This is a genomic window from bacterium (genome assembly GCA_019637795.1).
Lineage (GTDB): Bacteria > Desulfobacterota > Binatia > HRBIN30 > CADEER01 > JAHBUY01.
On the sequence record JAHBUY010000001.1, the window covers coordinates 17,796 to 44,310 of the forward strand.

Annotated in this window: 19 protein-coding genes and 1 tRNA gene; 5 read left to right on the top strand and 15 right to left on the bottom strand. The window is 73.9% G+C overall.

What is annotated here, in order from left to right; translation table 11 throughout:
* Positions 1–21: 21 nt before the first annotated feature.
* From KF840_00100 to def, 8 genes are all read right to left on the bottom strand, one after another.
* Positions 22–1,242 (bottom strand): ammonium transporter, encoded by a 1,221-nt coding sequence (locus tag KF840_00100; protein MBX3023292.1) that lies wholly within the window; start codon positions 1,240–1,242, stop codon positions 22–24.
* 488 nt (positions 1,243–1,730) lie between these two features.
* On the bottom strand, positions 1,731–2,366 hold the full coding sequence (locus tag KF840_00105) for an SH3 domain-containing protein (protein ID MBX3023293.1): 636 nt from the start codon (positions 2,364–2,366) through the stop codon (positions 1,731–1,733).
* A gap of 18 nt (positions 2,367–2,384) precedes the next feature.
* Positions 2,385–2,461: transfer RNA gene (locus tag KF840_00110), tRNA-Pro, on the bottom strand.
* Positions 2,462–2,612: 151 nt separating this feature from the next.
* Entirely contained in the window at positions 2,613–4,580 is a 1,968-nt protein-coding gene (locus KF840_00115) for a PAS domain S-box protein (protein MBX3023294.1), read from the bottom strand.
* A gap of 323 nt (positions 4,581–4,903) precedes the next feature.
* Entirely contained in the window at positions 4,904–5,557 is a 654-nt protein-coding gene (locus tag KF840_00120; GenBank protein ID MBX3023295.1) for a ribulose-phosphate 3-epimerase, read from the bottom strand.
* Positions 5,558–5,624: 67 nt separating this feature from the next.
* Positions 5,625–6,926: a 16S rRNA (cytosine(967)-C(5))-methyltransferase RsmB gene (gene rsmB, locus KF840_00125; protein MBX3023296.1), complete on the bottom strand. Its 1,302-nt coding sequence runs from the start codon at positions 6,924–6,926 to the stop codon at positions 5,625–5,627.
* Between the two features lie 22 nt (positions 6,927–6,948).
* Positions 6,949–7,893: a methionyl-tRNA formyltransferase gene (gene fmt / locus KF840_00130; GenBank protein ID MBX3023297.1), complete on the bottom strand. Its 945-nt coding sequence runs from the start codon at positions 7,891–7,893 to the stop codon at positions 6,949–6,951.
* A gap of 215 nt (positions 7,894–8,108) precedes the next feature.
* Entirely contained in the window at positions 8,109–8,663 is a 555-nt protein-coding gene (def, locus tag KF840_00135; GenBank protein ID MBX3023298.1) for a peptide deformylase, read from the bottom strand.
* 125 nt (positions 8,664–8,788) lie between these two features.
* On the opposite strand from def, the gene KF840_00140 reads away from it, so the two are divergent.
* Entirely contained in the window at positions 8,789–9,937 is a 1,149-nt protein-coding gene (locus tag KF840_00140) for a nucleotidyltransferase family protein (GenBank protein MBX3023299.1), read from the top strand.
* Between the two features lie 50 nt (positions 9,938–9,987).
* On the opposite strand, the gene KF840_00145 is transcribed toward KF840_00140, so the two are convergent.
* The 7 genes from KF840_00145 to KF840_00175 form a co-directional block, all read right to left on the bottom strand.
* Complete coding sequence (locus KF840_00145; GenBank protein MBX3023300.1) at positions 9,988–11,199, bottom strand: hypothetical protein; 1,212 nt, start codon at positions 11,197–11,199, stop codon at positions 9,988–9,990.
* A 29-nt stretch (positions 11,200–11,228) separates the two neighbouring features.
* Entirely contained in the window at positions 11,229–12,023 is a 795-nt protein-coding gene (locus KF840_00150; GenBank protein MBX3023301.1) for a hypothetical protein, read from the bottom strand.
* Positions 12,024–12,182: 159 nt separating this feature from the next.
* Complete coding sequence (locus tag KF840_00155; GenBank protein MBX3023302.1) at positions 12,183–12,746, bottom strand: hypothetical protein; 564 nt, start codon at positions 12,744–12,746, stop codon at positions 12,183–12,185.
* A gap of 83 nt (positions 12,747–12,829) precedes the next feature.
* Positions 12,830–15,277 carry a primosomal protein N' gene (gene priA / locus KF840_00160; protein ID MBX3023303.1) on the bottom strand — a complete coding sequence of 816 codons (2,448 nt, stop codon included), beginning with the start codon at positions 15,275–15,277 and terminating at the stop codon, positions 12,830–12,832.
* Between the two features lie 225 nt (positions 15,278–15,502).
* Positions 15,503–18,682, bottom strand: a complete 3,180-nt coding sequence (locus KF840_00165; protein MBX3023304.1) for a hypothetical protein — start codon at positions 18,680–18,682, stop codon at positions 15,503–15,505.
* A gap of 180 nt (positions 18,683–18,862) precedes the next feature.
* The gene (locus tag KF840_00170) at positions 18,863–19,720 is read right to left on the bottom strand and encodes a CbbQ/NirQ/NorQ/GpvN family protein (GenBank protein MBX3023305.1); all 858 of its coding nucleotides are present in this window, start codon (positions 19,718–19,720) and stop codon (positions 18,863–18,865) included.
* Positions 19,717–20,859, bottom strand: coding sequence for a tetratricopeptide repeat protein (locus tag KF840_00175; GenBank protein MBX3023306.1), 1,143 nt, complete (start codon positions 20,857–20,859; stop codon positions 19,717–19,719). The genes KF840_00170 and KF840_00175 overlap by 4 nt, the downstream gene beginning before the upstream one ends.
* Before the next feature lie 190 nt (positions 20,860–21,049).
* Between KF840_00175 and KF840_00180 the strand changes: the two genes are divergently transcribed.
* From KF840_00180 to bamE, 4 genes are all read left to right on the top strand, one after another.
* A complete protein-coding gene (locus tag KF840_00180; protein ID MBX3023307.1) occupies positions 21,050–21,616 on the top strand; it encodes a hypothetical protein in 567 nt (188 codons plus the stop codon).
* A gap of 92 nt (positions 21,617–21,708) precedes the next feature.
* Positions 21,709–23,244 carry a matrixin family metalloprotease gene (locus KF840_00185; protein ID MBX3023308.1) on the top strand — a complete coding sequence of 512 codons (1,536 nt, stop codon included), beginning with the start codon at positions 21,709–21,711 and terminating at the stop codon, positions 23,242–23,244.
* Positions 23,245–23,506: 262 nt separating this feature from the next.
* A complete protein-coding gene (locus tag KF840_00190; protein MBX3023309.1) occupies positions 23,507–25,915 on the top strand; it encodes a matrixin family metalloprotease in 2,409 nt (802 codons plus the stop codon).
* A gap of 178 nt (positions 25,916–26,093) precedes the next feature.
* Positions 26,094–26,465: an outer membrane protein assembly factor BamE gene (bamE, locus tag KF840_00195; protein ID MBX3023310.1), complete on the top strand. Its 372-nt coding sequence runs from the start codon at positions 26,094–26,096 to the stop codon at positions 26,463–26,465.
* Positions 26,466–26,515: the final 50 nt, after the last annotated feature.

A 26,515-nucleotide genomic window follows, 5' to 3' on the forward strand; every position in this document is an offset into this window, starting at 1 on the left:
CTGTAAAGCGAGCCGGCCCGGTCACAGGCTGTACGCGCGCTCGCCGTGCTGCGACAGATCCAGTCCCATCACCTCCTCCTCCTCGCTGGTGCGCAGACCCATCGTCGCATCCACCACCTTGAGGAGGACGAACGAGACGGCGAACGAATAGACGATGGTGGCGACGACCGAGACCGCCTGAATGCCGAACTGCGCCGCATTGCCGAAGAAGAGCCCATCCGCGCCGCCGGAGTTCACCGCTGCGCTGGCGAAGAGACCGGTCGCGAGCGCGCCCCAGGTGCCGCCGGCGCCGTGCACGCCGACGACGTCGAGCGAATCGTCGTACCCGAACTTGAACTTGAGACTGACGGCGAAGTAGCAGAGCCCGCCGGCGACGGCGCCGATGAGCACCGCCGCCATCGGTCCGACGAAGCCCGCCGCGGGCGTGATCGCCACCAGGCCGGCGACCGACCCCGAGGCGGCGCCGAGCACGCTCGCCTTGCCGCGCTCGAGATACTCGGCCAGCGCCCAGGAGAGCGTCGCCGCCGCGGCCGCGAGATGCGTCGCCCCGAACGCCGATGCCGCGAGCCCGCTCGAGGCGAGCGCGCTGCCGGCATTGAAGCCGAACCAGCCGAACCACAGGATGCCGGCGCCCAGCACGGTGAAGGGCAGGTTGTGCGGCAGCACGGGCTCGCGCGGCCAACCGAGCCGGCGCCCGAGCACCAGCGCCGACGCCAGCGCCGCCACGCCGGAGCTGATGTGCACCACCGTGCCGCCGGCGAAGTCGAGCGCCCCGAGGCGGCCGGCTCCCATCCACCCGCCACCCCACACCCAGTGCGCGATCGGCGCGTAGACCAGCGTCGCCCACAGCAGGGTGAAGACGACGAACGGTCCGAACCGCATCCGCTCGGCGAACGCGCCGCTGATCAGCGCCGGCGTGATCACCGCGAACATCCCCTGGTACATGACGAAGAGGATGTCGGGAATCGTCTTGGCGAACGGGCTCGGCCCCTGGCCGACGCCGTTGAGGAACAGATAATCGAAGCCGCCGATGAGGCCGCCGATGTCGGTGCCGAAGGCCAGCGTGTAGCCGATGACGGCCCAGTGAATGCTCACCAGGCCGATGATGAAGTAGCTGTGCATGATCGTGCCGAGCATGTTCTTCTGCCGCGTCATGCCGCCGTAGAAGAGCGCCAGTCCCGGCGTCATGAAGAGCACCAGAGCGGCCGAGGCCAGCATCCATGCCGTGTCGCCGGTATCCAACGTCGACGCCGCTCCTTCCTGTGCCATCGCCTGCGCCGCCGACAGGCAGACCGTTGCCACGCACCCGTACCGCGCTATCCGTCTCATCGTCTGGAACCCCCTTCGAACTCGCCCGGGCCTCGCTGCCGATGCTCCCGAACGCATTGCTCTGTCAGTGGTTGAAAAGCCCGACCTGGCGAGTGAGCAACCGCGGTGCCGACGTCAGCGATCCAGCAATGCGTCGCTAAGAGCCCTCGCATCCCGGCCATCACTGCTCAATTGCCGGGCACTGCCCAGAAAGCGGGCAGAGCGGGGCCATCGCTGATGCAAGGGTCGGAAGCTTCAGCGGTGCTCGGACGGGAGCACCGAGGCAGGCGGTTGCGCGGTTGGTGTTGGCTGTACCGGGCCCAGAATTTCTGCCCCCGACTGGTGCACGCCGTGGGCGTGCCAGCGCCTAGCCGGGGGTCGAGCGCATGGCAGTGCCGCTCCTCTCAGAAGCGACCCGCGACTCAGAAGCGCACCCGCGACCGCCGGTTGCGCTCCTGGCGCTGCCCGTACAGCGTCCCGAACAGGAAGCCGATGATCAGGCCGACCCCGGCGAGGGCCAATGACGGGCCGACGTCGAGCGCTGCCGGTGGCTCGACGATGGTCGGCACGGGCGGAGGCGCGACAGCCGGCTCCTCGGCCCGGGGGCGGGAGCCGGAGGTCGAGCCGGAGTGCTCCACGGCGGCCTCGAGCGACGCCAGGCGTTCGCGCAACGCGGCGAGCTCGCGGTCGATCGCCGGCGCTGCGGCGACCACGGCGGTCGCCGTCGGGTCAGGCGTCGCCGCCGGCGGCGTGTCGATGGCCGTCGCGACAGCGGCCATGGCGGGCAGCGCCGCGCCCGGGGCCAGCTCGACGAAGGCGGCGTTGACGTAGCCCCGCTCGCCGCTCTCGAGCACCACCACCACCCACTGCCCCACCCGCTCCTCCACCTGCACCCGCGCCCCCCGATGCAGGGCCGTGATCGCCGCGGTGTCCGGACCCGGTCCGCGGCGCACGTTGACCGCCGCGGCCCCGGTGATGGTTCCGGCGACACTGGCCCCGGCCGCGCGCTCGGCCGAGGGCACCAGCAACGCGGCCAGGACGGCGGAAAGGACGAGCATCCTGGGCATGGGCGAGAATGGTCGGGGTGACTGGACTTGAACCAGCGACCTCACGGTCCCGAACCGTGCGCTCTACCAGTCTGAGCTACACCCCGTCTCGAAGGGCCCGGCCGCGGCCGGAACGAATGCAGTGAAGGCACGGTGCCTAACACACCCGTTCGGCTTTGCAAACCAACCGGCGCGGAGCGCGCGCGCCGCGGCGGCCGGCGGATCCGCGACCACGGTGAGGAGGGCGGCGCGCCGCGATCAGGCCGAGGCGAGGCCCCGGGCGGCGCCGGCGCTGCTGCCGGGCTCGAGGGTGAAGAAGAAGGCGGCGCCCGCGCCGACGCGGCCGTCCGCCCAGATGCGGCCGCCGTGCCGGTGGATGATGCGCTGCACCGTCGCCAGGCCGATGCCGACGCCGTCGAACTCGCGCTCGCCGTGCAGGCGCACGAAGGGCTGGAACAGGGTTGCCGCGTGTTCGGGGTCGAAGCCGACGCCATTGTCGCGGACGAAGAAGACGTCCGGCGCGCCGGCGATCACCCCCACCTCGATCGCCGCCACCGGGCGCGGCGCGCTGTACTTCCAGGCGTTGGTGAGCAGGTTGTCGATCACGACACGCAGCAGGCGGCGGTCGCCGTGCGCCTGCAGTCCATCGCCGGCGGTCATCCGCACGTCGCGCCCGGGATCGCGTGCCCGCAGGTCGTCGAGCGCGGCGCGGGCGAGCGCGCCGAGGTCGACGGGCGCGCGCTCGATCTCGCCGCTGGCGGTGCGCGCCAGGCCGAGCAGCGCCTCGATGCGCTCGCCCATGCGCGCCGTGGCGATCCGCACGCGCCGCAGATGCGCCAGTCCGCGCGCGTCGAGTTGATGGCCCGCGTCCTCGAGCAGGGCGCGGCTGAATCCCTCGATGGCCCGCAACGGCGCCCGCAGATCATGCGAGACCGAGGCGCTGAACGCCTCGAGGTCGGCGTTCGCCGCCTCGAGCTGCGCCGTCCGCTCGCGCACCCGCCGCTCCAGGGTGTCGTTGAGCGCCCGCAACTCGCCATCGGCGCGCCGCCGCTCGCTGATGTCGCGGGCGATGCCGAGGAAGCCGAAGGGCTTGCCGTCGCGCAGCAGCACGCGGGTGCTGACCTCGACCGGCAGGCGGCGCCCTTCCTTGGTGCGGATCTCGACCTCGACCACCGACGGCACCGGCAGGTTGGCGATCGACCGCCGCAGCAGCGCCTGCAGCCGCGGCAGGTCCTCGTCGGCGAGCAACTGGCCGACGTGCATGCGCCGCGCCTCGGTTTCGTCGTACCCGGTCACCCGCCGACCGACGGAGTTGAGCTCGACGAAGAACCCCTCGAGGTCGAGCACGAAGATGGCGTCGCGCGCGTTGTCGAACAACGCCCGGTATCGCTCCTCGCTCGCCCGCAGCGCCGCCGTCGCCCGGCGCTGGGCGGTGACGTCGCGCAGGATCACCTGCAGGGTCCCATCGGCGGTGGCGCCGAACGGCAGCAGGGTCACCGCCATGTCCACCATCACGCCGTCCAGCCGCACGAAGCGGTGCTCGACGGTGTCCACCGGCGCGCGGCGTTCCATGGCGCTCAGCGCCCGCGTCATCAGACGGGCGCGATCCTCGGGATGGGCGAAGTCGAAGATCGACTGGCCGATCAGATCGAGCGGCCGCCGCGCGCCGAGGAGCTCGGCGCCGGCGCGATTGAGGAAGACCAGGCGCAGATCGCGATGCACGCCGATGCCGTCGGGACTGCGCTCGACGAGGTCGCGGTAGCGGCCCTCGCTCTCGCGCAACGCCGTTTCGGCGCGGACGCGACCGGTGATGTCGCTGACGACGCCCTGCAGGCGCACGCCGCCGTAGTCGCTGCGGCCGCGATGCATCCGGCTGCGCACCCAGCACATGGCGCCGTCGGGGTGGAGGATCCGGAGCTCCACCTCCTCGTGCTCGGTCTCGCCGGCCCACAGGCGCGCCACCGCCGCGCGCACCCGCGTACGGTCGTCCGGGTGCACCATCTCCACCCACCGCGTCTCGTCGTCGGCGAGGTCGCGCAGCGGCCGCCCGAGGATCTGGTCGGCCATCGGGGAGTGGTAGCGGGCGCGCAGGCGCCGGGCGGCGTCGAAGTCGGCGCTCCACAGAAAGTCGGGGACCGCCGCCAGCAGCGTGTCGATCGGCGAGCCCGGCGGCGGCGCGGCCGCCCGCCGCACGCTCCGCCGGCCGATGCGACGCCGAGTGATCATACGCCTCGCCATCTCGCCGGCGGCGGCGCGCCGGCCGCGCCCGGCGGGGCGGCGCGACGGCGGGTGCGGGATGCGATGCGGGAACGATCCATCGGGAACAGGCGGAGAACGCTCCGACTCCGTCTGCCGATGCCATGCCATCCCACACAGCGCAGTCGACGCGGCGCAGGAAGGGCGCCGCGCCCACGGTGCCGCGGCAGATCCGCGACGCCGCGACGGACGCCGCGTCGATTGGGCGCTCCGCGCGCCGGCGCGCCGTCCGCTCGCGCGCTGGCGACCGCGCTCGTCACCGCGCACACCGCCGCGCACGCCGCGGCGGTCGCTCAGCCGATGGCGCCGCGGATCTCGGCGATCGTCGCCTGGTAGCTCGCGGTCTGGAAGATGCCGGTGCCGATGACGAAGACCTCGGCGCCCGCCGCCGACACCGCGCCGACGTTGCCGGTCTTCACGCCGCCATCGACCTCGATCAGGAAGTCCAGCCCGCGCTCGCGCTTGATGCGACTCGCCAGCGCCAGCTTGTCGAGCGCGGTGGAGATGAAGCTCTGCCCGCCGAAGCCGGGGTTGACGCTCATGACCAGCACCATGTCGATGTCGGGCAGGATGTCGTCGAGAGTATGGAACGGCGTCGCCGGATTGAGCACCACGGACGGCTTGCAGCCGTGGGCGCGGATGTCCTGCACGACGGCGTGCAGATGCGGGCAGGTCTCCTGGTGCACCGAGATGTAGGTCGCGCCCGCCTTGGCATAGTCCGCGATGTAGCGGTCGGGATTGGTGATCATCAGGTGCACGTCGAGCGGCAGCTCGGTCGCCCGCCGGATCGCCGCCACCACCGGCGGGCCGATGGTGAGATTGGGCACGAAGTGCCCGTCCATGACGTCGACGTGGATCCAGTCGGCCCCCGCCGCCTCGACCGCCTTCACCTCGGCGCCGAGGCGGCCGAAGTCCGCTGCCAGAATCGATGCCGCGATCCGCTTCACGGTCCGGACCTTACCGGGAATCGGTCCACGAGACCACCGCGCCGGCGCGCGCGCCCGGCGGCCGGGCTCAGCGGCGCGTCATGCGCACGGCGAAGAACCCGTCGAGGCCGTGGCGGTGCGGCGCGGTGCGCAGGGCGCCGCCGGCGTCCACCAGCGCGTGCGCCGCGGCGGGGAGCAGCCGGCGCGGATCATCGGTGGCGAAATCCGGATGCGACGCCAGGAACGCGGCGACGACGTCGTCGTTCTCGGCGCGCACGATCGTGCAGGTGGCATAGAGCAGCACGCCGCCGGGGCGGACGTGCGGCGCCGCGGCCGCGAGCAGCCGCGACTGGAGGGCGGCGAGATCGGCGAGATCGGCCGGCCGGCGCCGCCAACGGATCTCCGGATGCTGGCGCAGGGTCCCGAGGCCGGAGCACGGCGCGTCGACCAGCACCGCGTCGAAGGCCGCCGCCGCGGGCAGCGGCAGCCGCGTCGCGTCGGCGCGGGCGCGGACGATCCGCAATCCCAGTCGCCCGGCCTCGGCGCCGAGGCGCGCCAGGCCGCCGTGCTGCAGGTCGAGGGCCAGCACGACGCCGCGGCCACCGACCTGCCCGGCGGCCGCCAGCGCCTTGCCGCCGGGCGCGGCGCAGACATCGAGCACGCGGCCGCCCGGCCGCGCCCCGAGCATCGCCGCGACGAGCTGCGATGCCTCCCCCTGCACCGTGAACCACCCGTCGCGCCACCCGGGCAGCGCGATCGGATCGGCCGCCGTCTCCAGCACCAGGCCGTCGGGCGCGTAGGTCGTCGGCCGCGCCGCGACCTGCGCGTCGGCGAGCGCGGCGATCACCGTCGACCGCGGCACGCGCGCCGACAGCACGCGCAGCACGGTGGGCGCCGCGTCGTTGTCCGCCGCCAGCAGCGCCGCCGCCTCCGCGTCGCCGAGCTCGCGGCGCCAGCGCTCGACCAGCCAGGGCGGATGCGAGGTCGCGACCGCCAGGTGAGCGGTGCGGTCGGACTCGGGCGGCAGGTGGAGCGGCCGGCCTTCGCGCAGGAAGCGGCGGAGCACGGCGTTGACCAGGCCGCTCGGCGCGCCGCCCTTGATCGTCTTCGCCAGCTCGACGGCGGTGTCCACGGCGGCGAACGCCGGCACGCGATCGAGCCGGACGAGCTGGAAGAGGGCCAGCCGCAGCAGCGTCCGCACCTCGACGTCGAGCCGGCGCGGCGCGCGCCCCAGATGCGCGAGCACGTGGTCGAGGAGCCCCTGCCAGGCCAGCGTGCCGTAGACCAACTGGGTGGCGAAGCCGCGGTCGCGCGGTTCCAGGTGCGCGCCGCGCAGGCTGGTGCCGAGCGCGGCGTCGGCGAACGCGCCGTCCTCGACGGCGTTCAGCACCCGCCAGGCGAGGCGTCGCGGCTCAGCGCGCGGCGGCCGCGGCGCCAAGCCGCTCTCCCACCGCCACGCCGCCGCCGCGGGTGAACTCGCGCGCCGGCAGCGCCTTGCGGCCCTCGAGCTGCAGCGTCTCGATCGCCAGCACCCCCTCCCCGGTGGCGACGCGGATGCGGTCGCCGATCGCGACCACGCAGCCGGGTTCGCCGCCGCCGCGCTCCGGGTGGGCGACGTGCACCTTGAGCAGTTTGCCGCGCAGCGTCGTGTGGGCGGAGGGCCACGGATTGAAGCCGCGCACCTGGCGCGCCAGCACCGCCGCCGGCCGCCGCCAGTCGATCGCGCCCTGCTCCTTGCGGATCATCGGCGCCAACGTCGCCCGCGCGTGATCCTGCGGGGTCGCCGTGAGCGTCCCGGCATGGAGGCCGTCCAGCGCCTCCATCAGCGCCGCGGCGCCGAGCAGCGCCAGCCGCGACTGCAGGGCGCCGTAGGTCTCGTCGGCGCCGATCGGCGTCGCGCGCTGCAGCAGCACGTCGCCCTCGTCCATGCGCTCGTTCATCCGCATGATGGTGACGCCGGTCCGCTCATCGCCCTCGAGGATCGCCCACTGGATCGGCGCCGCGCCGCGGTGAGCGGGCAGCAGCGAGGCGTGCACGTTGAGGCAGCCGAGATGCGGCGTCTCGAGGATCCGCGGCGGCAGAATGCGGCCGTAGGCCGCGACCACCGCGAGATCCGGCCGCCAGGCCGCCAGCGCGGCGGGGAATTCGTCGCTGCGGAGCTTCACCGGCTGCGCGACGCGCAACCCGCACGCCTGCGCCAGTTGCTTCACCGGCGGCGCCTGCAGCTTCTGGCCCCGGCCGGCCGGCCGATCCGGCTGGCAGACGACGCCGACCACGTCGTCAGGCCCGTCGATCAGCGCCTGCAGGACCGGCACCGCGAATTCGGGCGTGCCGAAGAACGCGACGCGATACCTCATGGCGGGGCGGGATGCGGGAGTCTCGCTGTGGCGGAGACGGGATCAGCGCCGCGGAGCGAAGCCGCGCCAGGGCGCAGGGGCCTGCGGGCCCGGATCGGCGTTCGCGACCCCACCCGCCAGCGGCCTCGGCGGCCGGGTCGTCGAGGCCGCCTCTCGCCCCGGGCTGGGCGTCCCCACGCCGCCGCGTTGATGGTCGTCCCTCATCGCGTCGGGGCTCAGATGCCGGCGTCGTCCGCGCGCGCCGGCTTGTAGGTGTCGAGGTCGATGCCGTCGCGGATCATCTTGCGCAGGCGGCGCTTGTACGAGTCGCGCTTGAGGGCGCTGATGCGATCGATGAAGAGCTTGCCGTCGAGGTGGTCGAGCTCGTGTTGCAGGGCCACGGCGAGCAGGCCGTCGGCCTCGATCGCGATCTCCCGCTGATCGACGCTCCAGGCCTTGAGGAGGATGCGCGCGCTGCGCCGCACCTCGGCGGTGTAGTCGACGACGCTGAGGCATCCCTCCTCCCAGAGGATCGTCCCCTCGCGCTCCGCGATCACCGGGTTGATCAGCTTCAGGAGATGCTGGCCGGGATGCTCGGTGTCGACGTCGACGACGATCATCCGTTCGCCGACGCCCACCTGCGGCGCCGCCAGTCCGACGCCCGGCGCCGCGTACATCGTGTCGACCATGTCCCGCAGCAGCTCGTCGACCTGGCCGTCGATGTTGGTCACATCGGTCGCCGTCCTCTTCAGGACCGGTTCCGGGTATTTGAGAATGCGTCGCAGGGCCATCGCGCGGAAGCTACCGCAATCGCGCCGGCGATGCAGCAGGGTCGGCCACTCGTGGACCCGCCCCGCCTGGACAAGGCGCCGGGCGCGCCGGCATAGTCGCCGGCGGTGTCGAGGCGGGTTCCGAGGTGACGGCAGGTGGGGCAGACGCGGCGACCCGTGCCCTGCTGCGGCTCGCGCTCCGCCCGGACGGCGCGGCGTTCGCCGCCGCGGCCGGGTCGGCGGCGGTGGACTGGCCAGCGCTGTTCGACCTGGCCCAGGCCCACAAGGTCGAAGCGCTGCTGGCAGCGCGCGCCGCCGCTGCCGGCCTGCCCGCCCGGCTGGGCGAGGACCTGGGGGAGCGGATCGCCGCGGCGCAGCGCACCGCCGTCGCCCGCGGGGAGATGGCGGCGCGCACGCTGGCGATGCTGGCGACGGCGTTCGGCGAGGCCGCGGTGCCCTACTTCGTGATCAAGGGCAGCGTGCTGGCGCACGAGGTCTACGGCGCGCCGGAACGGCGGCGATTCTCCGACATCGACGTCGTCGTCCGCGCCGCCGACGTGCCGCGCGCCGAAGCGGCGCTCGAGCGCCTCGGCTATCGCCTCGGCGTCTGGCTGATCGCGCGCGGCGAGCTGAGCGCCGCGGAGCGCGCGGTCGCGGAACGATTGACGCGCCGGTTCGCCGACCGCCACCTCGCCGCGCACGATTGGGCCGCGCCTCCGCGCCGTGGGCTGCTGGGCGTCGATCTGCACTGGCGGATCGCCCCCGACCGCCTGCCCGCGGACGAGAACGCGCTGTGGGAACACGTACGCGCGCTGTCCCTCGACGGCACCACCGTGCCGACGCTGTCGCCGCCGGCCGCGCTGCTGCACCTCGCCGCGCACGCCACCCGGCACTACCTCGCCAACTTCCGCCTCCTCCACCTCTGCGATCTCGCCTGGGCGGCGCAGCGCTACGCGAGCGAGTGGCCCGCGACCGTGGCGCTCGCCGAGCGCTGGCGCATGCGCTCCCATCTCGCGCGCGTCTTCGCGCTGGTCGAAGCCGTCTTCGACACGGCGCCGCCGGACGTCGCGGGCGCGCGCGAGCGGACGACGCGCGCCACCGTCGATCTCGACCTCTTGTTCGGGGCGCCGCGCTACGCGCAGGGCACGCTGCGCGCGCGCCTCGGACCGGAGCTGCGCTGGGCGTGGGCCATGCGCAGCCTGCACGTGAACATCCCGACCTTCTTCGCCATCACGGCCGCCCGCGCCCGCATGCGCCGCGCCCGCGCCGGCATCGGCCAGCCGGCGCCGCGCTGACGGGGCCGCGGCGCCGCCGCAGGCTTCGCGACGGACCGCGAGGCGCCCGGTCAGGCCCAGCGTTGGCGGCGCCGCCAGGCGACCGCCACCAGCACCACGAACGCCAGGACCAGCGCGGGCGGCGCCAGCGCCGGCGCGGGCACGCGGATGGACGCGGTGCCGCCGACGCGACCTCCGCACAGGTCCGCCGCGAAGAGCAGGTCGTTCGGGGTCACCGGACGGTTGAGCGGAATGCCCGGCAGTCCGGAGGCATCGACGAAGTTGCCGTTCGCGTCCGTGCTGCCGGTGCCCAGCAACTCGTCGTCGACGCTGCCCGGCGGCTGGTCGGGAACGCCGTTGGCGCCGGCGGCGAAGATCGCGAGGCAGGCGTCATCCGACTGCGCGTGCGGCGCGCCGACGCCGAAGACCCGCGTGGCTCCGGACGCGATGCCGCCGCTGCCGCCCATGCCACCGGGACCGGGCATGCTGCCCTGGATCGACGGCGGCGGCGGCGCGACGCCGCCGAGCGTCGCCGACAGGGCCGACAGGTCGGCGGCGGCCCAGCGCGCATGTTGCGCGGCGCCGGCGTAGACCAGGCTCCAGGCATTGGTGGCGGGCGTGAAGGCGAGCACGTCCTCGTCGTTGAAGGCGATTCCCGCGATCACCCCGCTGGTGTCGAAGGACAGCAGCAGATCGCCGTTGGCGAGACGATCGAAGGCGTCGAGATCCAACCCGTCCGGCACGCCGTGCTGCGAGCCGTCGAAGAACAGGGTCGCCACCGCGCCGTCGAGCTGCACGATGTCCTCGTCGTCGGCGACGAACGACCCGAAGTCGACGCTGGTATCGAACGAGAGGAGGAACTTGCCGGCGCCGAGCACGCGCAGCGCATCCACCTGCGCGCCGGACGGCACGCCGCGGGCGGCGGCGTCGAAGGCCAGCGCGTAGGTAGCGCCGTCGAAGCGCACGACATCGCCGGGGCGGACGATCAGGCCGCCGGGCAGCTCGAGGTCGACGTCGAAGGCGAGGAATTGGTCGCCGTTGCCGGCGCGGTCATAGGCGACGATGCCGCTGCCCGCGGGATAGGTGCCGACGGGCACCAGCGACACGAGGCCGTTGGCGGTCTCCTGGGCGACGGTCTGCGGCGTCACCAGGGTGGCGCCGAGCTCGACCGCGACGTCGGTGGTGTAGCGCAGCGACTGCAGCACCGGCGCAGCCGCCGCCATGGATGGGACGAGCGCCAGCGCCAGCAGCGCCAGCGGCCAGCGGCGACGGCGGGCGGTCATGGGTCTCGACCGAGGCGAGGCGCCGCGTCTCACGGGCACGGCAGCGCGCCGCAACTGTTCATCTTCGGCGCGCCGGCGGCGACGAGGTCCGTGCCGCCGTTGCCGCCGGTCTGGCAGCCGATCGCCACCGACGCGACGACGCCGTTGCCGCCGTTCGCCTGGGTGAAGGCGTTGAGGATCGACCCGCCGCGAACGCCGTCGCCCTTGTTGCCGTTGCCGACGCAGCCCGAGGCCACCGACGGATCGGCGATGCCGTCGACGCCGTTCACCGACCCTTCCGAGTTGGTGACGACGCCGGTGGAGCCCTGAATCCCCGAGCCGCCGCAGTGGAGCACGCGCACGCTGTCGACGCGCCCGAAGGTGCCGAGCGTGATGCCGTTCGCTCCCATGCCGCGGATGCCGCCGTTGCGCACCGCCACGCCCTGTCGGCCGGTGGCGTCGATGCCGACGCCGCTGCCGAGCGGCGAGCAGGAGCCCACCGGCGTGCCGACGCAGGTGGTGGCCCCGAGGATGCTGAAGCCGTTGAGGTCGATGGTGACGTCGTTGGCGGTGACGAGGATCGCCGTCGTGTCCTGCGCCGTCGCGCCGCCGCCGCGGGCCGCGGCGTCGGTGAGGTCGAGGTTGCTGGTCAGTCGATAGCTGCCGGGGCGATCGATGGTGACCGGGAACTTCGCCGCGTCGCTCGGCGTGACCCCGCCCGCCTTGGCGCGGGCCTGGTTGATCTCGATCACGCCGTCGACGCCGCGCGCCGCCGTCGCCGATGCCGCGACGAGCAGCGACAGGGTGAACGCGCGGACTCGCCGCAGCCATCGGGTGTGCGCCATGGGACTCCCTCCTGTGCGAGGCGGCCCCTCGAGTGGCGCGCCTCCTCTCCCGGACCGCGCGTCCCTATGGCGCCGGCGTGCCGATGTCAACGTCAGGCTCGCGGGCGCGGCGCGCCGGCCGTTGGCGGCGCCCAGGGGACGCGCGGCTGGAGCCGGCGTTCAGGGCGCGAGGTCCGCGACGCAGTCGCTGCCGTTCCAGCAGGTGCCGTTGGGACAGTCGCAGCGCGCCACCTGGTGGCTCGCGGACGGCGCGCAGCCGCAGGCCCCGATGTCGCAGGTCGCGGGAAAGTCGGAGCTGCCGAGACAGCACAGCGCGCTGCTCACCGTGCCGCCGCTGTCGCGGCAGGCCTGGGCGAGCGGGTCGGGCGCCGGGGTCGCGGTCGGCGTCGCGGTGGCGGGCGCGACACAGGCGCTGCCGCTCCAGCAGGTGCCGCCCGGGCACTCGCAGCGCGCCACCTGGTGGCTCGCGGACGGGGCGCAGCCGCAGGCGCCGATGCCGCCGCAACTCGACGCAAAGTCGGCGGTGCCCAGGCAGCACGCCGCGCTGCCCACCGCGCCGCCGCTGTCGCGGCAGGCCTGGGCGAGCGGGTTCGGCGTCGCGGTCGGCGTGGCGGGTGGCGGTGTCGCGGTGCGCGTGGGCGTCGCCGAGTGATCGTCGCCGCCGCACGCGGCCAGCAGCACCAGCACGCCGACGAGCGGCAGCGAACGCAGGCGGGTCGTCATGCGCGCAGGGTATCCGGCCGCCGGCGCGGAGGAAGGGCAAAAGTGACGCCGCGCCCGCCGGGCCGGAGGACCCGCCGCGCCGCTCACAGCAGGTGCTGCGGGTCGACGTCGACGATGACCCGGGTGTCGCTGGGGCGGGCGGCGGCGCGCAGCTCGGGCACCGCCTCGCCGACCGCCTGGCGCAGCACGCCGCCCTGCGGGCCGCGGACCAGGATGTGGTGGCGATGTCGCTGGCGCAGCCGTTCGATGGCGGCGGGAGCCGGACCGAGCACGCCGAAGCGGCCGTCGGCGCGCTCGCGCAGGGTGCGCGCCGCGGCGGCGGCGAGCGCCTCCACCGCGGCCGCCTCGGGTCCCTCGAAGCGCAGGAGGACGAGGCGCGAGAACGGCGGGTAGCCGAGCTCGCGCCGCGCCGCCAGCTCGGCGGCGGCGAAGGCGGCGTAGTCGTGCGTCGCCGCCGCCTGCAGCGCGTAGTGCTCCGGCTGCAGGGTCTGCACGATCACCCGGCCCGGCTTCTCGCCGCGGCCGGCGCGGCCCGCCACCTGGGCCAGCAATTGGAAGGTGCGTTCGGCGGCGCGGAAGTCGGGGAAGTTGAGGCCGGCGTCGGCGAGCACGACGCCGACCAGCGTCACCCCCGGCACGTCGTGCCCCTTGGTGATCATCTGGGTCCCGATCAGGATGTCGAAGCGGCCGGCGCGCCAGTCGCCGAGCAGGGCCTGCTGGCTGCCCTTGCGCCGCGTCGTGTCGCGGTCCATGCGCGCCACCCGGGCGCCGGGAAAGCGCTGGCGCAGCAGCGCCTCGAGCTGCTCGGTGCCGACGCCCCACTCGATGAGCGCCGCCTCGCGGCACTCGGGACACAGCGCCGGCGGGCGGACGGTGTAGTCGCAGTAGTGGCAGCGCGCGGCGCCCCAGCGCCGGTGCACGGTGAGCGCGACGCTGCAGTTCGGGCACATCGCCGGCTCGCCGCAGGCGCGGCACTGCAGGAAGTTCGCGAAGCCGCGGCGATTGAGAAAGACGAGGCTCTGCCCCCCGGCCGCGAGATTGGCCTCGAGCGCCGCCGCCAGCTCGGGGGTGAGCACCGGCGGTTGCGCCGCGGCGTGGGCGCGCAGGTCCACCAATTGCACCGGCGGCAGCGGCCGGTTGGCGACGCGCTCTGGCAGCTCGAGCAGGCGGTAGCGCCCGCCGCGGGCGTTGGCGAGGCTCTCCATCGACGGCGTCGCCGAACCGAGGATGATCGGGCAGGCCGCCAGCTTGGCGCGCATCACCGCCACGTCGCGGCCGTGGTAGTGCACGCCGTCGCCCTGCTTGTACGAGCCGTCGTGCTCCTCGTCGACGATGATCAGGCCGAGCCGGCGCAGTGGCGCGAACACCGCCGAGCGCGCGCCGACGACGATGCGCGCCATGCCGCGGGCGATGCGCCGCCACTCGTCCCAGCGCTCGCCGACCGAGAGCTGGCTGTGCAGCACGGCGACCGCGTCGCCGAAGCGCGCCCGCACCCGTTCGACGAGTTGGTGGGTGAGCGAGATCTCCGGCACCAGCACCAGGGCGCTCATCCCCGGCGGCATGGCGGCGATGGCGCGCAGGTAGACCTCGGTCTTGCCGCTGCCGGTGACACCGTGCAGCAGCCAGGCGACGAACCCCGCGTCGCGCGCGCCGGCGATCGCGTCGACCGCCGCCTGCTGCGCCGCCGTCAGCGCCACCGCGACGTCGCGCGCGGCGACCGGCGGCAGCACCGGCCGGTACTGCTCCTCTTCGCGCACCCGCGCCAGGCCGGCGTCGAGCAGCACCCGCAGCTTGGCGCGCGCGTCGGGGAACGAGTGCCGCAGCTCGTGCTCCGGGGCGCGGCGCAGCGGATGGTCGCGCAGGTAGGCGTAGAGCGCGCGCAGCGCCGGCCGGCGGGCGAGCGCCGGATGGCCGTCGTCGACCGCCGCCGCGGCCTCGTAGAAGCGCTGCCGACGGGTCGGCGCGACCTCGCGCAGCAGGCGTTCGCTGATCCGCGCCACGCCCCGCCCGACCAGCGCCGCGAGCCCGCGCCGGCCGCGCGCGCCCAGCTTCTCGGCGACCGTCGCCACCGGCACCTCGGCGGCGCCGAGGAGCGCCACCACCGCCGCCTCGGCGGCCGGCAGCTCGTCGGGCGGGTCGGCGATCAGCATCGCCGCGCGCGCCGTCTCGATGCGCAGCGCGCCGGGCAGCGCCGTGCTCAGCACCTCGCCGAGCGGGCTCAGGTAGTAGTCGGCCATCCAGCCGGCGAGCCGCATCAGCGAGGCGTCGAGCACCGGCTGCTCGTCGAGGACCGCGATCAGATCGCGCAGCGCCGCGCGCGCCGCGCCGTCCTCGAGCACCACCCCCATCGCCCGCCGGCCGCCGAGCGGCACCAGGACGCGCGTCCCCGGTGCCAGCGACGTCGGCGCTCGATAGTCGAGCGGCGCGATGCGGCCGGGCGAGGGTACCAGCACGACCCGCACCACCGCGCCGCACTCGCTCTGGCGCGGCGCCTCCTCGGGGGGAGGCGTGAAGGCCGACGTCGACGACACCGCCGTTCCGTCACGCGACGAAGACGACGCGATCGATCGTCGGGACCAGCCGCCGCGACGTCAGCATCTCCATTGCGCCGCCTTCATCGCACATCGCCGCCAGGTCGTCACACCGGCCCCGCGCCGCCGCTCTCTTCTCCGTTCCGCGAAGCAGTCGGACACGACCTCGCGCATGTGGGGGACAGCGGAACGCCCGGGGGCGGCGAGCACGGCCGAGGTGGGCGCTCAGGCGCGGACGATGCGCTGGTAGATCTTCGGCAGCTCGCGCGGCAGGGCGGTGATGTCCTCGATCACCATGTAGCGGCTCTCGTCGCACATCTGGCGCAGATAGTCGTGGCCGGCCTTGTCGACGGTGATGCAGAAGGGCGTCACGCCGGTGGCCTCGGCCTCGCGCAGCGCCGCGGCCGTGTCGCGGATGCCATACACGTTGCTGCGCCGGTCCTGGCCGTAGTCGTAGTCCTGGGGGAAGCCGTCGCTGAGCAGGAACAGGTGCTTCACGCGCGAGCTCACCGCCGACAGCTTCTCCACCGCGTGGCGCAGCGCGGTGCCCATGCGGGTGCTGCGCTTGGGCTCGATGCCGCCGAGGCGGCCCTTCACCGTCGAGGTCAGGGCCTCGGCGAACGACTTCACGCGGTAGACCTCGACCCGTTCGCGGCCGTGACCGGAGAAGCCGTAGATCGCGTAGGCATCGCCGATCTCCTCCAGCGCCTCGGCCATGATCACCAGCGTCTCCTTGGTGACGTCGATGATGCGGCGCGACCGACTCGAGCCGCGGCCGGCGCCGTTGCTCTCGAACGGCTCGTCGGTGGAGGCGCTCATGTCGACCAGGAACAGGGTCGCGACGTCGCGCTCCTCGCGCTTGCGGGCGACGTAGACGCGGCTCGACGGCGCCAGGCCGGCGCGGCGGTCGACGCGCGCCGCGATGGCGGCGTTGAGGTCGAAGTCCTCGCCGTCCTCGAGCCCGCGCACGGTGCGGTACATCTCCGGCCGGACGCGCTGGAACTGCCGCCGCACCTCGGGAATCAGGCGCGCGTAGTCGCCCAGCGCCTGGGTGAAGAACTCGCCCGAGTCGCCCTCGATGTTGAGCTCGTACAGCCGGCACCAGGCGCTGCGGTAGTCGTCGATGTGATAGTCCCACTCGTCGTAGGCGAAGAAGGAGCCGTCGCTCCGCTCGTCCGGCAGCCGCCGGCGGGCGCGGCGGGCGCCCGCCTCGGGGTCGCCGACGAGAGCGCGCAGCTCGTCGATCTGCTCGCTGGGGAGCTTGCCGATGAGATCGGTGATGAAGAGGCCGATGCCGTCGACGTCCTCGGCGGCGGCCTGCGTGATGTCGAGCCTGGCGCCGCTGTCGAGCAGGCGCTTGAGCTCCTCGGGCGACATCGGCACGGCGCCGCCGGCGCCCTGCATCTCGTCGGGCGAGAGTTGCAGCGGCAGGCGCTCGTCGTCGGCGAGGCGCTCGCCGCTCGACGGCGCCGCCTCGGTGCGCGGCGCCTCGCCGCTCGGCGCCGGCGGCCCCTCGTCGTCGCCGTACATGTCGAGCAGCGCGTCGCCGGTGATCTGGTCGAGCGCGAAGCCGTCGAGGTCGCGGTCGCTCGCCAGGTAGGCGGGCTCGGCGGCGGCGAGGGCGCCGGCCAGCGAGTCGGCCACGCGCAGCGCATCCTCGACCGTGGCGCGCGGATCGGCCAGCGGCGCGACGCAGGCGACGATCAGTCGCGCGCCGGGTTCGTCGAGCCAGCGCGGCAGCGCCGGCGCTGGCGCGCCGCGCAGCGCCAGGCAGAACACGGCGTCGAGCCGCCCGCTGCGCGGCGGCGCCGGCAGCGTCGCCCAGCGTTCGAGCAGGCGGTCGGCGACCCAGCGCCCTTCGGCGGCGAGGCCGCGGTACTCGGCGCACAGGCGATGGTGGACGCGCACCCCCTCCGCCAGCAGGAAGAGCTCCTCCAGCGCCTCCGGCCGGGCGGGATCGGACAGGTGGTGACAGAGCGCGCCGCCCGGCGGCACCTCGGCGGACGGTGGGCCGTCCGGTGGCGTGAACGCGTAGGTGCCGAACTCGCGCCGGCCGGCGAGCTGGGCGGCGACGAAGCGGTAGAGGCGCTGGTTGTCCTCGTGGGTCGGCAGCCAGTCGATGCGCAGCGGCAGCGCGATCTCGTTCTCCGCCGGGCACTCCTCGAGCGGCGGGCGGAGGCGAATGGTGTCGAGCGAGCGCAGCGACGCCGCCTCGCCGCTCAGCATCTGGACGTATTTGCGCAGCAGGCCCTGCACCTCCTCGAGGGTGGCGGCGGTGGAGGTCGCGCGCAGCACCTTCAGGCTGGTGCGCGACTCGAGGGCGAAGTAGGCCATGCCGGCGTCGGCATTGTCCCGCGCCAGGCGCAGACCGGTGTCGAACCACTCGCGCACCATCGCCGGCGCCGCCTCCTCGTACACGCGGGGCAGCGCCCGCAGCGCCGCGACGGTGGCGGTCGGGCACGTGGCGGCGACGCGCTCGAGCTGCGCCAGGGCGTCGAGCCGCTGCGCCTCCGGCACCTGCAGGACGAGCGGGCCGGCGACCGGCGCGATGTCGGCGGCGGCCCCGGCCAGCCGCTTGCCGGTCTGGCGCAAGGCCCGCAGCAGGGCGGCGCGCACCGGCGCGGCGAGCGCGGCGAGCGACTCGGGCAGGTCGCGGTAGAGGGCGGCGGCATCCCGCGCCGCCGCGACGGCGAGGGCGATCACCGTGCGCAGCAGATCGGCCTGCTCCTCGGCGCCCCAGCCGCGCAGGGCCCGCGGCAGGGTGGCGAAGAGCTCGCGCTCCTTGATCGTCGGGTACAGCGCGGCGCCGGCGCCGGCCCACAGCCGGTAGGCGGAGGGATCGAGGATCACCACCGGCTGCGGCGCCGCGGCGAAGTAGGCCTGGGCGAGGAACTCGCCCTGCCATCCCTGCTGGCCGTAGAGGTCGCGGCCGATCTCGACCCAGGCGCGCAGGCGGGTGAGGCCGTCGCCGCGGCGCAGCAGCGAGCCGGTGGTGCGGAAGAACGTCGCCGCCAGCTTGCTCGACGTCGCCGCGAGCTCGCGCCCGAGCCCGCACCAGGCGGCGGCGGTGGACAGCGGCTCGCGCCCGAAGGCGGCCGGCGCGAGCGCGAAATAGGCCATCGCGCCGTCGCGGCACGCGGGCTCGCCGCCCGCGAGATCCTCGCCGAGCCGTACCCACTCGGCGAACCCGTCGGCGCCGAACGCCTCCCACGCGGCGGCGGCTCGCCGGTAGTAGCGCTGGGCGAGGACCGCCGAGAGCGCGGCGAGGCGGTCGCCGACCTGCAGCATCGGCGCGTGCACCGCGGCGCCGAGCGCCTCGGCCGCCGCGTGCGCCGCCGCGCCCTCGGGATCGTCGAGGAGGTGGCTGCTCAGCCAGACAGCGCGGAGCGGGCTGCGCTCAGACATCGTCGATCAGCGACACGGCTGAACGCTGGCCCGCCGCCGCTGCCCGCCGATGGACACCGACCCGCACGGCCGCGTCGCTGGCGACCGGACGCATCCGCCGGTCCCGGTGTCTGGCTCCGTGTTCATCGCGGGGAAGGGCGGCGGGGATCCATGTTCATTCGTGGATCGGCGTCCGTGCGATCAATCCCCGAAGATCGATCCGACCAGATCGTCGATGGCGCGCTGGCTCTCGACGTCGTCGGTCAGCGACTTGGCGACCGATACCTGGCAGGCACGGCGCGGGGCGACGCCCTGGCGGATGAGCTGGCCGGCGTAGACCAGCAGGCGGGTGCTGACGCCCTCCTCGAGGCCGCTCGCCTTGAGGTGGCGCACCTTCTCGCCGAGCTTCGCCAGATCCATGGCGACCTCGAGCGAGGCGCCGCTCTCGTGCGCGATCACCTGCGCCTCCTTGTCGCGCGGCGGATAGTCGAAATCGATGGTGACGAAGCGCTGGCGGGTCGAGTGCTTCAGATCCTTGAGCACGCTCTGGTAGCCGGGGTTGTAGGAGATGACGAGCAGGAAGTCGGGATGCGCCTCGATGATCTCGCCGCGCTTGTCGATCGGCAGGATGCGGCGGTGGTCGGTCAGCGGATGGATGAGGACGGTGGTGTCCTTGCGCGCCTCGACGATCTCGTCGAGGTAGCAGAAGGTCCCCAGCCGCACCGCCTGGGTGAGCGGTCCGTCGACCCACACGGTCTCGTCGCCCTTGATCAGGTAGCGGCCGACCAGATCGCTGCCGGTGAGGTCCTCGTGGCAGGCGACGGTGATCAGGTTGCCGGCGACGCCGTGCTCGCCGCCGCTGCGCAGCCGGTGCGCCATGTGCTCGACGAACCGCGTCTTGCCGCAGCCGGTCGGGCCCTTGAGCAGGATCGGCAGGCGGCAGGCGTAGGCCGCCTCGAAGATGCCGACCTCGTCGCCGACCGGCAGGTAGTAGGGCTGTTCGTCGCTCATCGCTGTGCGCTCTCGTCGGCGGCGCGGCGAACGCCGCGCGCCGGTCATTCGGCGATGGTCTCCATGACCGTGCCGCTCTCGGCATCGACCAGCTCGACGGTGACGGGGGCGGTCACCTGGTGGTCGCTCTTCGCCTGGCGGAGGCCGCCGCGGATGCGGTCGACGAACTTCTGCCGCACCATCGGCGGCATGCTGTTCATCGGGAACTCGCGCAGCAGCACGCGCGCCGAGTCGTCGCCGGTCCAGTCGATGCGGTCGACGCGCGAGCCGGCGATCGGGTGCGAGCGGAAGATCGCCTCGACCGCGCCGTGCAGATCGCCGGCAGCGCCCGCGCCGGCGCCGCCCGGCGCCGCGCCCTCGCCCGGCGGCGGCCCGCCGGACACGTGCGCGACCAACTGATCGACCCGCTGGCGGGTGTCGTCGTCGGGCGCGATCTCGCGCGCCCGCCGCAGCGCCGCCACCGCCAGCTCGTCTTCGCCCTTGGCGCGGTAGGCGATGGCGAGGTTGAACTGGGCCTGGAAGAACGTCGGATCGCTGCGCAGCACCGCCTGGTAGCCGGCGAGCGCGTCGTCGTACTGCTTGGCCGCGAGCTGCATGGTGGCGAGGTCGGTCTGGATGCCGAGGTCGTCCGGCTTGTGGGTCAGATAGCGGCGGTAGAGCTCCATCGCCTGTGCCGGGTCGTTGCGGTCGTAGGCGATGTTGCCGAGGGCGCGCAGCGCATCGAGGTCGTCCGGCGCCTTCTCGAGCACGTGCCCATACGTGGCGGTGGCGTCGGTCAGATAGGCCGGATCCACTTGGCCGGCGCGGTACTGGACGAAGCCGAGCTGGCGCCAGGCCTCGAGGTCGTCCGGCTTCTGCTTCGCCGTGTCCGCCATCTTGGCGATCACCTTGCGGACGTCCTCGGGCACCTCGAGCGGCGGATGGTCCGCCGGCATGCCGCCCGGCGCCTGCGCCTGCTGGCCGCGTGGCGGCGGGATGTTCGGCGGCGGCGCCGAACGACTGCCGATCGCGACCGCGAATCCGCCCAGGGCGAGGACGGCGCCGAGCACGAGCAGCGGCGCCCAGCGCTCGAGGCCGGGGCCGCGCAGGGCGACCCGCGCGCTGCCCACGCGCTGCCCGCAGGCGGTGCAGAAGCGCGCCTCGGAGAGCAGCGTGGCGCCGCACTGCGTGCAGAAACGGTTGCCCATGGCGAAACGCCGGAACGCTAACAGCTCGCCGGGAGGCTGCCAACCAACCCCGGGCGCGGCGGCGGAGGGGCATCGGCCCAGGCGGCGCAGGATGCCGAGGATGGCAGTAGCGGCACGCCCCGGGGTGATTTGGCCGAGCCGATGCATCCGTGTACAGTCGGCGGTCGAGGTCGAGGAGGTCGAGGAACCAATGACGCGCCTGTCCCCGTTCGTGGCCGCCGCCGTACTGGCACTGACGTTCAGCTCGTGCACCTGCAGCAGCTCGACCCCAGAGGCGCCGCCGACGCCACAGCCTCGCACGCCGAGCAAGTTCGGAATGCTGAAGAGCAACGAGCGCTCGGCGCCCGACATCGCCAGGGGCGAGGTGACCCCCGATGCGGTGGAGGCGCGGCCGGCGCCGACCCTGCCGACGGCCCCGGTCGAGGCCAAGCTCCCCGAGGACTTCCCGAGCGACGTGCCGGTCTTCGACGGGGCGAAAGTCGCGCAGGTACAGCAGCTCGCCAACAGCGCCCACAACGTCATCTTCATGGTCGACAGCGCCGAAGCGCCGAAGGTCTTCAATTTCTACAAGGACGACATGGAGCACGGCGGCTGGAAGACGACGCAGGAATACCAGGGCGGCGAGCAGTCGTTCCTCTCGTTCCAGAAGAACGGCATGATCACCAACGTGTCGATCACCAAGGATCCGAAGTCGGGCAAACGGGTGATCGCGGTGATGTATTACAAAGAGGAGCCGCTGCCGTTCCCCGAATTCTGACAGCGGCGGCCCGCGGCCCGGGCCCGCGCCGGCTCGTCCTCGCCCTGCTCGCCGTCGCGGCCCTGTCGGCGCGGGCGGACGCGACCACGGTGGTGCCGCTGCGCACCCGCGATCTCGTCGCCTCGTCGGTGGGCGCGGTGCGGGGTCGGGTGACGGCGATCGCCGCCACGCCGGAGGCCAACGGCGGCGTCTCGACCTACGTGACGCTCGCCGTCGACGAGGCGCTGTTCGGCCCCTTCGCGCCCGGCGAGCTGGTCCTGCGCGAGCGCGGCGGGCAGGTCGGCGCGCGCCAGGAATGGGCCTTCGGCAACCCCACCTATCGGGTCGGCGAGCGGGTGCTGGTGTTCCTCGCCGTCAACCCCGACGGCACCCTGCGCACCACCGGCATGGCGATGGGCAAGTTCGCGGTGCGCGACGACTTCGGGGGCCAGCGGGTGCGGCGCGACTTCGGCCGCGACGTGCTCGTCCTGGCCCCGCCGGGCGGCCGCGCGGGCGCCGACAAGGACGACCTGCCGCTGGCGGCGCTGCGCACCGCGATCCGCGCCGCGGCCGGCGACGCGGCGGCGGTGGCGGTGGCGCTGCGGCCGCGCCCCGCCATGGCGGGCCTGCGCCTGGAGGCGCGCGCCGAATTCACCTTGCTGCAGCCGGCCTCGCGCTGGTTCGAGCCCGACGATGGCCTGCCGATCGGATTCCGCATCGACGTCACCGGCGACGCCACCCTGGGCAAGCTGATCTCGCGCACCGCCGTCCAGGCCGGCTTCGCCGCCTGGTCGAACCTGGAGAGCTCGCCGTTGACCCTGTTCGACGCCGGCGACGATCAGCCGGCGTCGTTCGCCGGCTGCCCGGACGCCAACCGCGTCGTCTTCAACGACCCGTTCGGCGAGCTCGACGACCCGCGCGACTGCCGCGGCACCCTGGCGATCGGCGGCTTCTGCAACACCGACGAGACCCGGGTCGTCGGCGGCGCCAGGTACAAGCGCATCGTCACCGGCAAGGTCACCTTCAACGACGGCTGGAGCAACTGCGCGGTATGGACGCCGTGCAACCTGGCCGAGATCGCGACCCACGAGCTCGGGCACACCCTCGGCCTCGGCCACTCCGCCGACGGCACCGCCACCATGGCGGCGATGGCGCACTTCGACGGCCGCTGCGCCAGCATCGAGCCGGACGACAGAGCGGCGATCGAGACCGTCTATCCGATTCCACCGCCGCCGACCGAGACCCCGACCGCGACCCCATCGCCGCCGTCCACCACGACCCCGACGCGCACCGGCACGGTCACCCGCACGCCGACGCCGACCCTGTCGCCCACCCGCACCCTGAGTCCGTCACGGACGTTGACGCCGACGCGCACCCTCTCGCCGACCCGCTCGGCGACGCCGACGCGCACCGGCACGGCCACTGCCACGCCGACCGCCACCGCCACGCCAACCGCGTCGGCGTCGGCGACCCGCACCGCGACCGCGTCGCCGAGCGCGAGCCGCACGGCCAGCGGCACCGCGACGGGGACCGCCACGGCGACCGCCTCGCCGACCCCCTCCGCGACGGCGCCGCCAGCGCCGAGGTCCTGGCTCGACCTCGCCGTCGAGGCGGTGCGGCGCGCGCTCGGCGCGCCCCCCGGCCAGTAAGCGCCACCGCGCGCCTGCCGCGCCACGCCGCCGGCGCGGTGGCGCGGCGGCTGGCGTGGCATCGCGCATGTCGGCGCGGCGGCCCGGCTCGCCGTCACTGACACCTTGCCGCGTTCGTTATTTTGCTGACGCGGCCCTTCCTGCCGCGAGGCGCGATCGAGCGTTTGGCGCAGTAGGTGAGGCGAGTGGCACATCGCTCGCTCTACCGCTTTGCACGATGTCTTCACGATGGTTGAGCTGGAGCCTGGCGGTATGGGTTGTCATGAGCGGCGCCGGGCGGCGCGCCGACGCCAGCACCTTCGTGATGCTGGACGAGGCGCAACTCGCGGCTCGCTCGGTCGCCGCGGTGCACGGGACGGTGCGCGCGATCGAGTCGTCGCTCGACCGGACGTCGGGCGGCGTGCACACGTACATTCACATCGCCCCAACCGCCATCCTCTATGGCGCCCTGCCGGCCGGCGAGGTCGTGCTGCGCGAGACCGGCGGCAGCGCCGGTGGGACCAGCGAATGGCTGTACGGCAGCCCCGAGTACCGGGTTGGCGAGGAAGTGCTGGTCTTCGTCTCCAGCGACGCCGACGGCGCCCTGCGCACCACGGCGATGGCGATGGGCAAGTTCAGCATCACCCATCATGCCGACGGGTCCGCCACCGCCGAACGCACCCTCGGCGAGGGCGCCGCGGTGTGGGATCCCGGCACCGGCAGCCTGATGGAGAATCCGGGCCCCGAGGAGTACCCGCTGGACGCCATGCGCGATGCGTTGCGCGATGCGGCGGCCGCCTGGCCGCAGAAGGACGTGCGCGCGCCGCGCGCCGTCCGGCTCGTTCCGGCCGAGCTCACCAAGGTGCGCCTCAGCGAGCCGCGGGCGGAGTTCACCTACCTGAGCACGCCGTCGCGCTGGTTCGAGCCCGACGACGGCACGCCGATCAGCTACCAGATCGACGGCACCGGCGATGTCGGGTTGGGGCCGGTCACCTCGCGGGCGGCGGTCAACGACGCCTTCGGGGCCTGGACCAACGTCGCCGGCTCCGATCTCATCCTCACCGACGGCGGCACCCTGCCGGCGCCGGTGACCTTCGCCGGTTGCACGGGCGGCAATCGCATCGTGTTCAACGATCCGTTCAACGAGATCAGCGATCCGACGAGCTGCGGCGGCGTGCTGGCGGTCGGCGGCTTCTGCGCCTCGTCCGAGACCAAGACGGTCAACGGCACCAGCTTCCGCCGCATCCGCGTCGGCAAGATCTCCTTCAACAACGGGTGGTCGAGCTGCCTCGGCTGGAACCGCTGCAACCTGTCGGAGGTGGCGACGCACGAGCTCGGTCACACCCTCGGCTTCGGCCATGCGACCGACGTGACCGCCACGATGTACGCCAGCGCCCACTTCGACGGCCGCTGCGCGTCGCTCCGCAGCGACGACCTGAACGCGCTGCTGTTCGTCTATCCGAGCATGGCGTCGCCGGCGCCGACCTCCACCCCGCTGCCGCCGACCGCGACCCCGACCCCGACGTCGCCGCCGCCGACCGCGACCTGGACCCGCACACCGACGGCGACCGTGCCGACGGCGACGCCGACCCGGACGCTCACCGCGACGCCGACCGTCCCCGCCGCGACCGCCACCGCGACCCGCACCTTCACCGCCACCCGCACCCCGACCTCCACGTCGCCGCCGACGGCGACCGCCACCGCGTCCGCGACGGCGACGGAGACCTCCACGCCGCGGCCGCGTCATGGCGTCCGTGGCCGGGTGCAGTACTACGCCGCGGCGCAGGCGGTCCCCGGGGTCACCGTGACCATCGAGGGCGACGGCGCCACCGCCACCGAGACCTCGATGGCCGGCGACTATGCCTTCCCCGACGTGCCGGAAGGCACCTGGGAGCTCGGCGCCGCCAAGCAGCGCGATTTCGGCAACGCGGTCTCACCGCTCGACGCCGCCTACATCCTGCAGCACATCGCCCGGCTGCGACAGCTCGACGACACGCAGCAGCTCGCCTGCGACGTCACCGGCGACGGCCAGGTGAGCGCGCTCGACGCCGCGCGCATCCTCCAATTCACCGTCGGCGCGATGCCGCGCCTGCCGGTCGCCACCACCTGCGGCGGCGACTGGATGTTCATCCCCGACCCCGACCCGCCGCAGTCGCAGGCGGTGATCAATCCGCTGGTCGGCGGCGGCGTCTGCCAGGGCGGCAAGATCATGCTCCAGGATCTGCTCGCCGAGACCAACCAGCAGAACTTCCGCGCCGTCCTGTTCGGCGACTGCACCGGCAACTGGCAGAGCAGCATGACGGCATCGCTGGCCGTGCGCAGCGGGCGGAACGCCGCGACGGTGCGCGTCGGCCGCCCCGCGGTCCGCGACGGCGTCGCCCGGGTGCCGGTCCACGTGCGCAGCGGCGCCCCGTTCAACGCGCTCGACCTGCAGGTCTCCTACGACCCGGCGCGCTTGACGCCGAGCGCCGCGCGCCTGCGCCGGCCGGCGAACGGCGCGATCGTCACCTCCTACGCCCCGGCGCCGGGCACGCTCCGCGTCGCCCTCGCCAGCGGCGAGGCCATGGGTCGCCAGCACGGCACCCTGATGTTCCTCGAGTTCGCGGTCGCCGCCAACGGCGACGCCGGGACGATCGGCGTTCAGTCGGCGAGCATCGACGAGCAGCCGGCCCTCCTCGCCGGGCCACGCTGAGCCGCCGCGTCGGGCGGGGCGCCGTCGTCCTCTCCGGAAGAGGGAGTCGTCCTCTTCGGGCGCCTCTCGCCGTGCCCCGCGATCGGCTGCCCGCGCCGTCACCGCCCGCCACGGGCGGCTTGACTCGCGCGGCGCGTAGGATAAGCAGCGGCGCTCACCAACCCTGGAGGGGAACGCAATGCAGCGCGCAATCGGACTCATCGTCGCGTCGATCCTGCTGGCCGGGCTCGTCGGCTGCTCCTCGCGCAGCGCTCAGGCGCCGGCACCGGCCGCGGCGGCTGCGCCGGCGGGCAGCAAGCTGGCCGAGGTCAAGATCGGCATGACCAAGAAGCAGGTGAAGGACATCCTCGGTCCGCCGACCGACGAGAACAGCTATTCCACCGGCAAGGTCTGGATCCCCTTCTACTTCGGCAACGACGCGCGACGCACGTCGTTCTACTACAAGGGCGTCGGGCGGGTGGTGTTCGCCGACGGCAATGCCTTCGGGGGCGGCAGCTCGGAGGTGGTGCGCGTGGACTACGACCCGACCGAGAGCGGCAACGCGCGGTAGGAGAGCGGCGGGCGATCTCCCGGCGCCCCGGCGCGCGAGCGATCGGCTCC

What these genes read in the sequence shown, in the direction of transcription:
- KF840_00175 (MBX3023306.1), bottom strand. Translation starts at nt 20,859, where the DNA reads ATGGGCAACCGTTTCTGCACGCAGTGCGGCGCCACGCTGCTCTCCGAG.
- KF840_00180 (MBX3023307.1), top strand. Translation starts at nt 21,050, where the DNA reads ATGACGCGCCTGTCCCCGTTCGTGGCCGCCGCCGTACTGGCACTGACG.
- KF840_00190 (MBX3023309.1), top strand. Translation starts at nt 23,507, where the DNA reads ATGAGCGGCGCCGGGCGGCGCGCCGACGCCAGCACCTTCGTGATGCTG.
- KF840_00115 (MBX3023294.1), bottom strand. Translation starts at nt 4,580, where the DNA reads ATGATCACTCGGCGTCGCATCGGCCGGCGGAGCGTGCGGCGGGCGGCC.
- KF840_00165 (MBX3023304.1), bottom strand. Translation starts at nt 18,682, where the DNA reads ATGTCTGAGCGCAGCCCGCTCCGCGCTGTCTGGCTGAGCAGCCACCTC.
- fmt (MBX3023297.1), bottom strand. Translation starts at nt 7,893, where the DNA reads ATGAGGTATCGCGTCGCGTTCTTCGGCACGCCCGAATTCGCGGTGCCG.
- KF840_00145 (MBX3023300.1), bottom strand. Translation starts at nt 11,199, where the DNA reads ATGACCGCCCGCCGTCGCCGCTGGCCGCTGGCGCTGCTGGCGCTGGCG.
- KF840_00170 (MBX3023305.1), bottom strand. Translation starts at nt 19,720, where the DNA reads ATGACCGGCGCGCGGCGTTCGCCGCGCCGCCGACGAGAGCGCACAGCG.
- KF840_00105 (MBX3023293.1), bottom strand. Translation starts at nt 2,366, where the DNA reads ATGCTCGTCCTTTCCGCCGTCCTGGCCGCGTTGCTGGTGCCCTCGGCC.
- def (MBX3023298.1), bottom strand. Translation starts at nt 8,663, where the DNA reads ATGGCCCTGCGACGCATTCTCAAATACCCGGAACCGGTCCTGAAGAGG.
- KF840_00155 (MBX3023302.1), bottom strand. Translation starts at nt 12,746, where the DNA reads ATGACGACCCGCCTGCGTTCGCTGCCGCTCGTCGGCGTGCTGGTGCTG.
- bamE (MBX3023310.1), top strand. Translation starts at nt 26,094, where the DNA reads ATGCAGCGCGCAATCGGACTCATCGTCGCGTCGATCCTGCTGGCCGGG.
- KF840_00150 (MBX3023301.1), bottom strand. Translation starts at nt 12,023, where the DNA reads ATGGCGCACACCCGATGGCTGCGGCGAGTCCGCGCGTTCACCCTGTCG.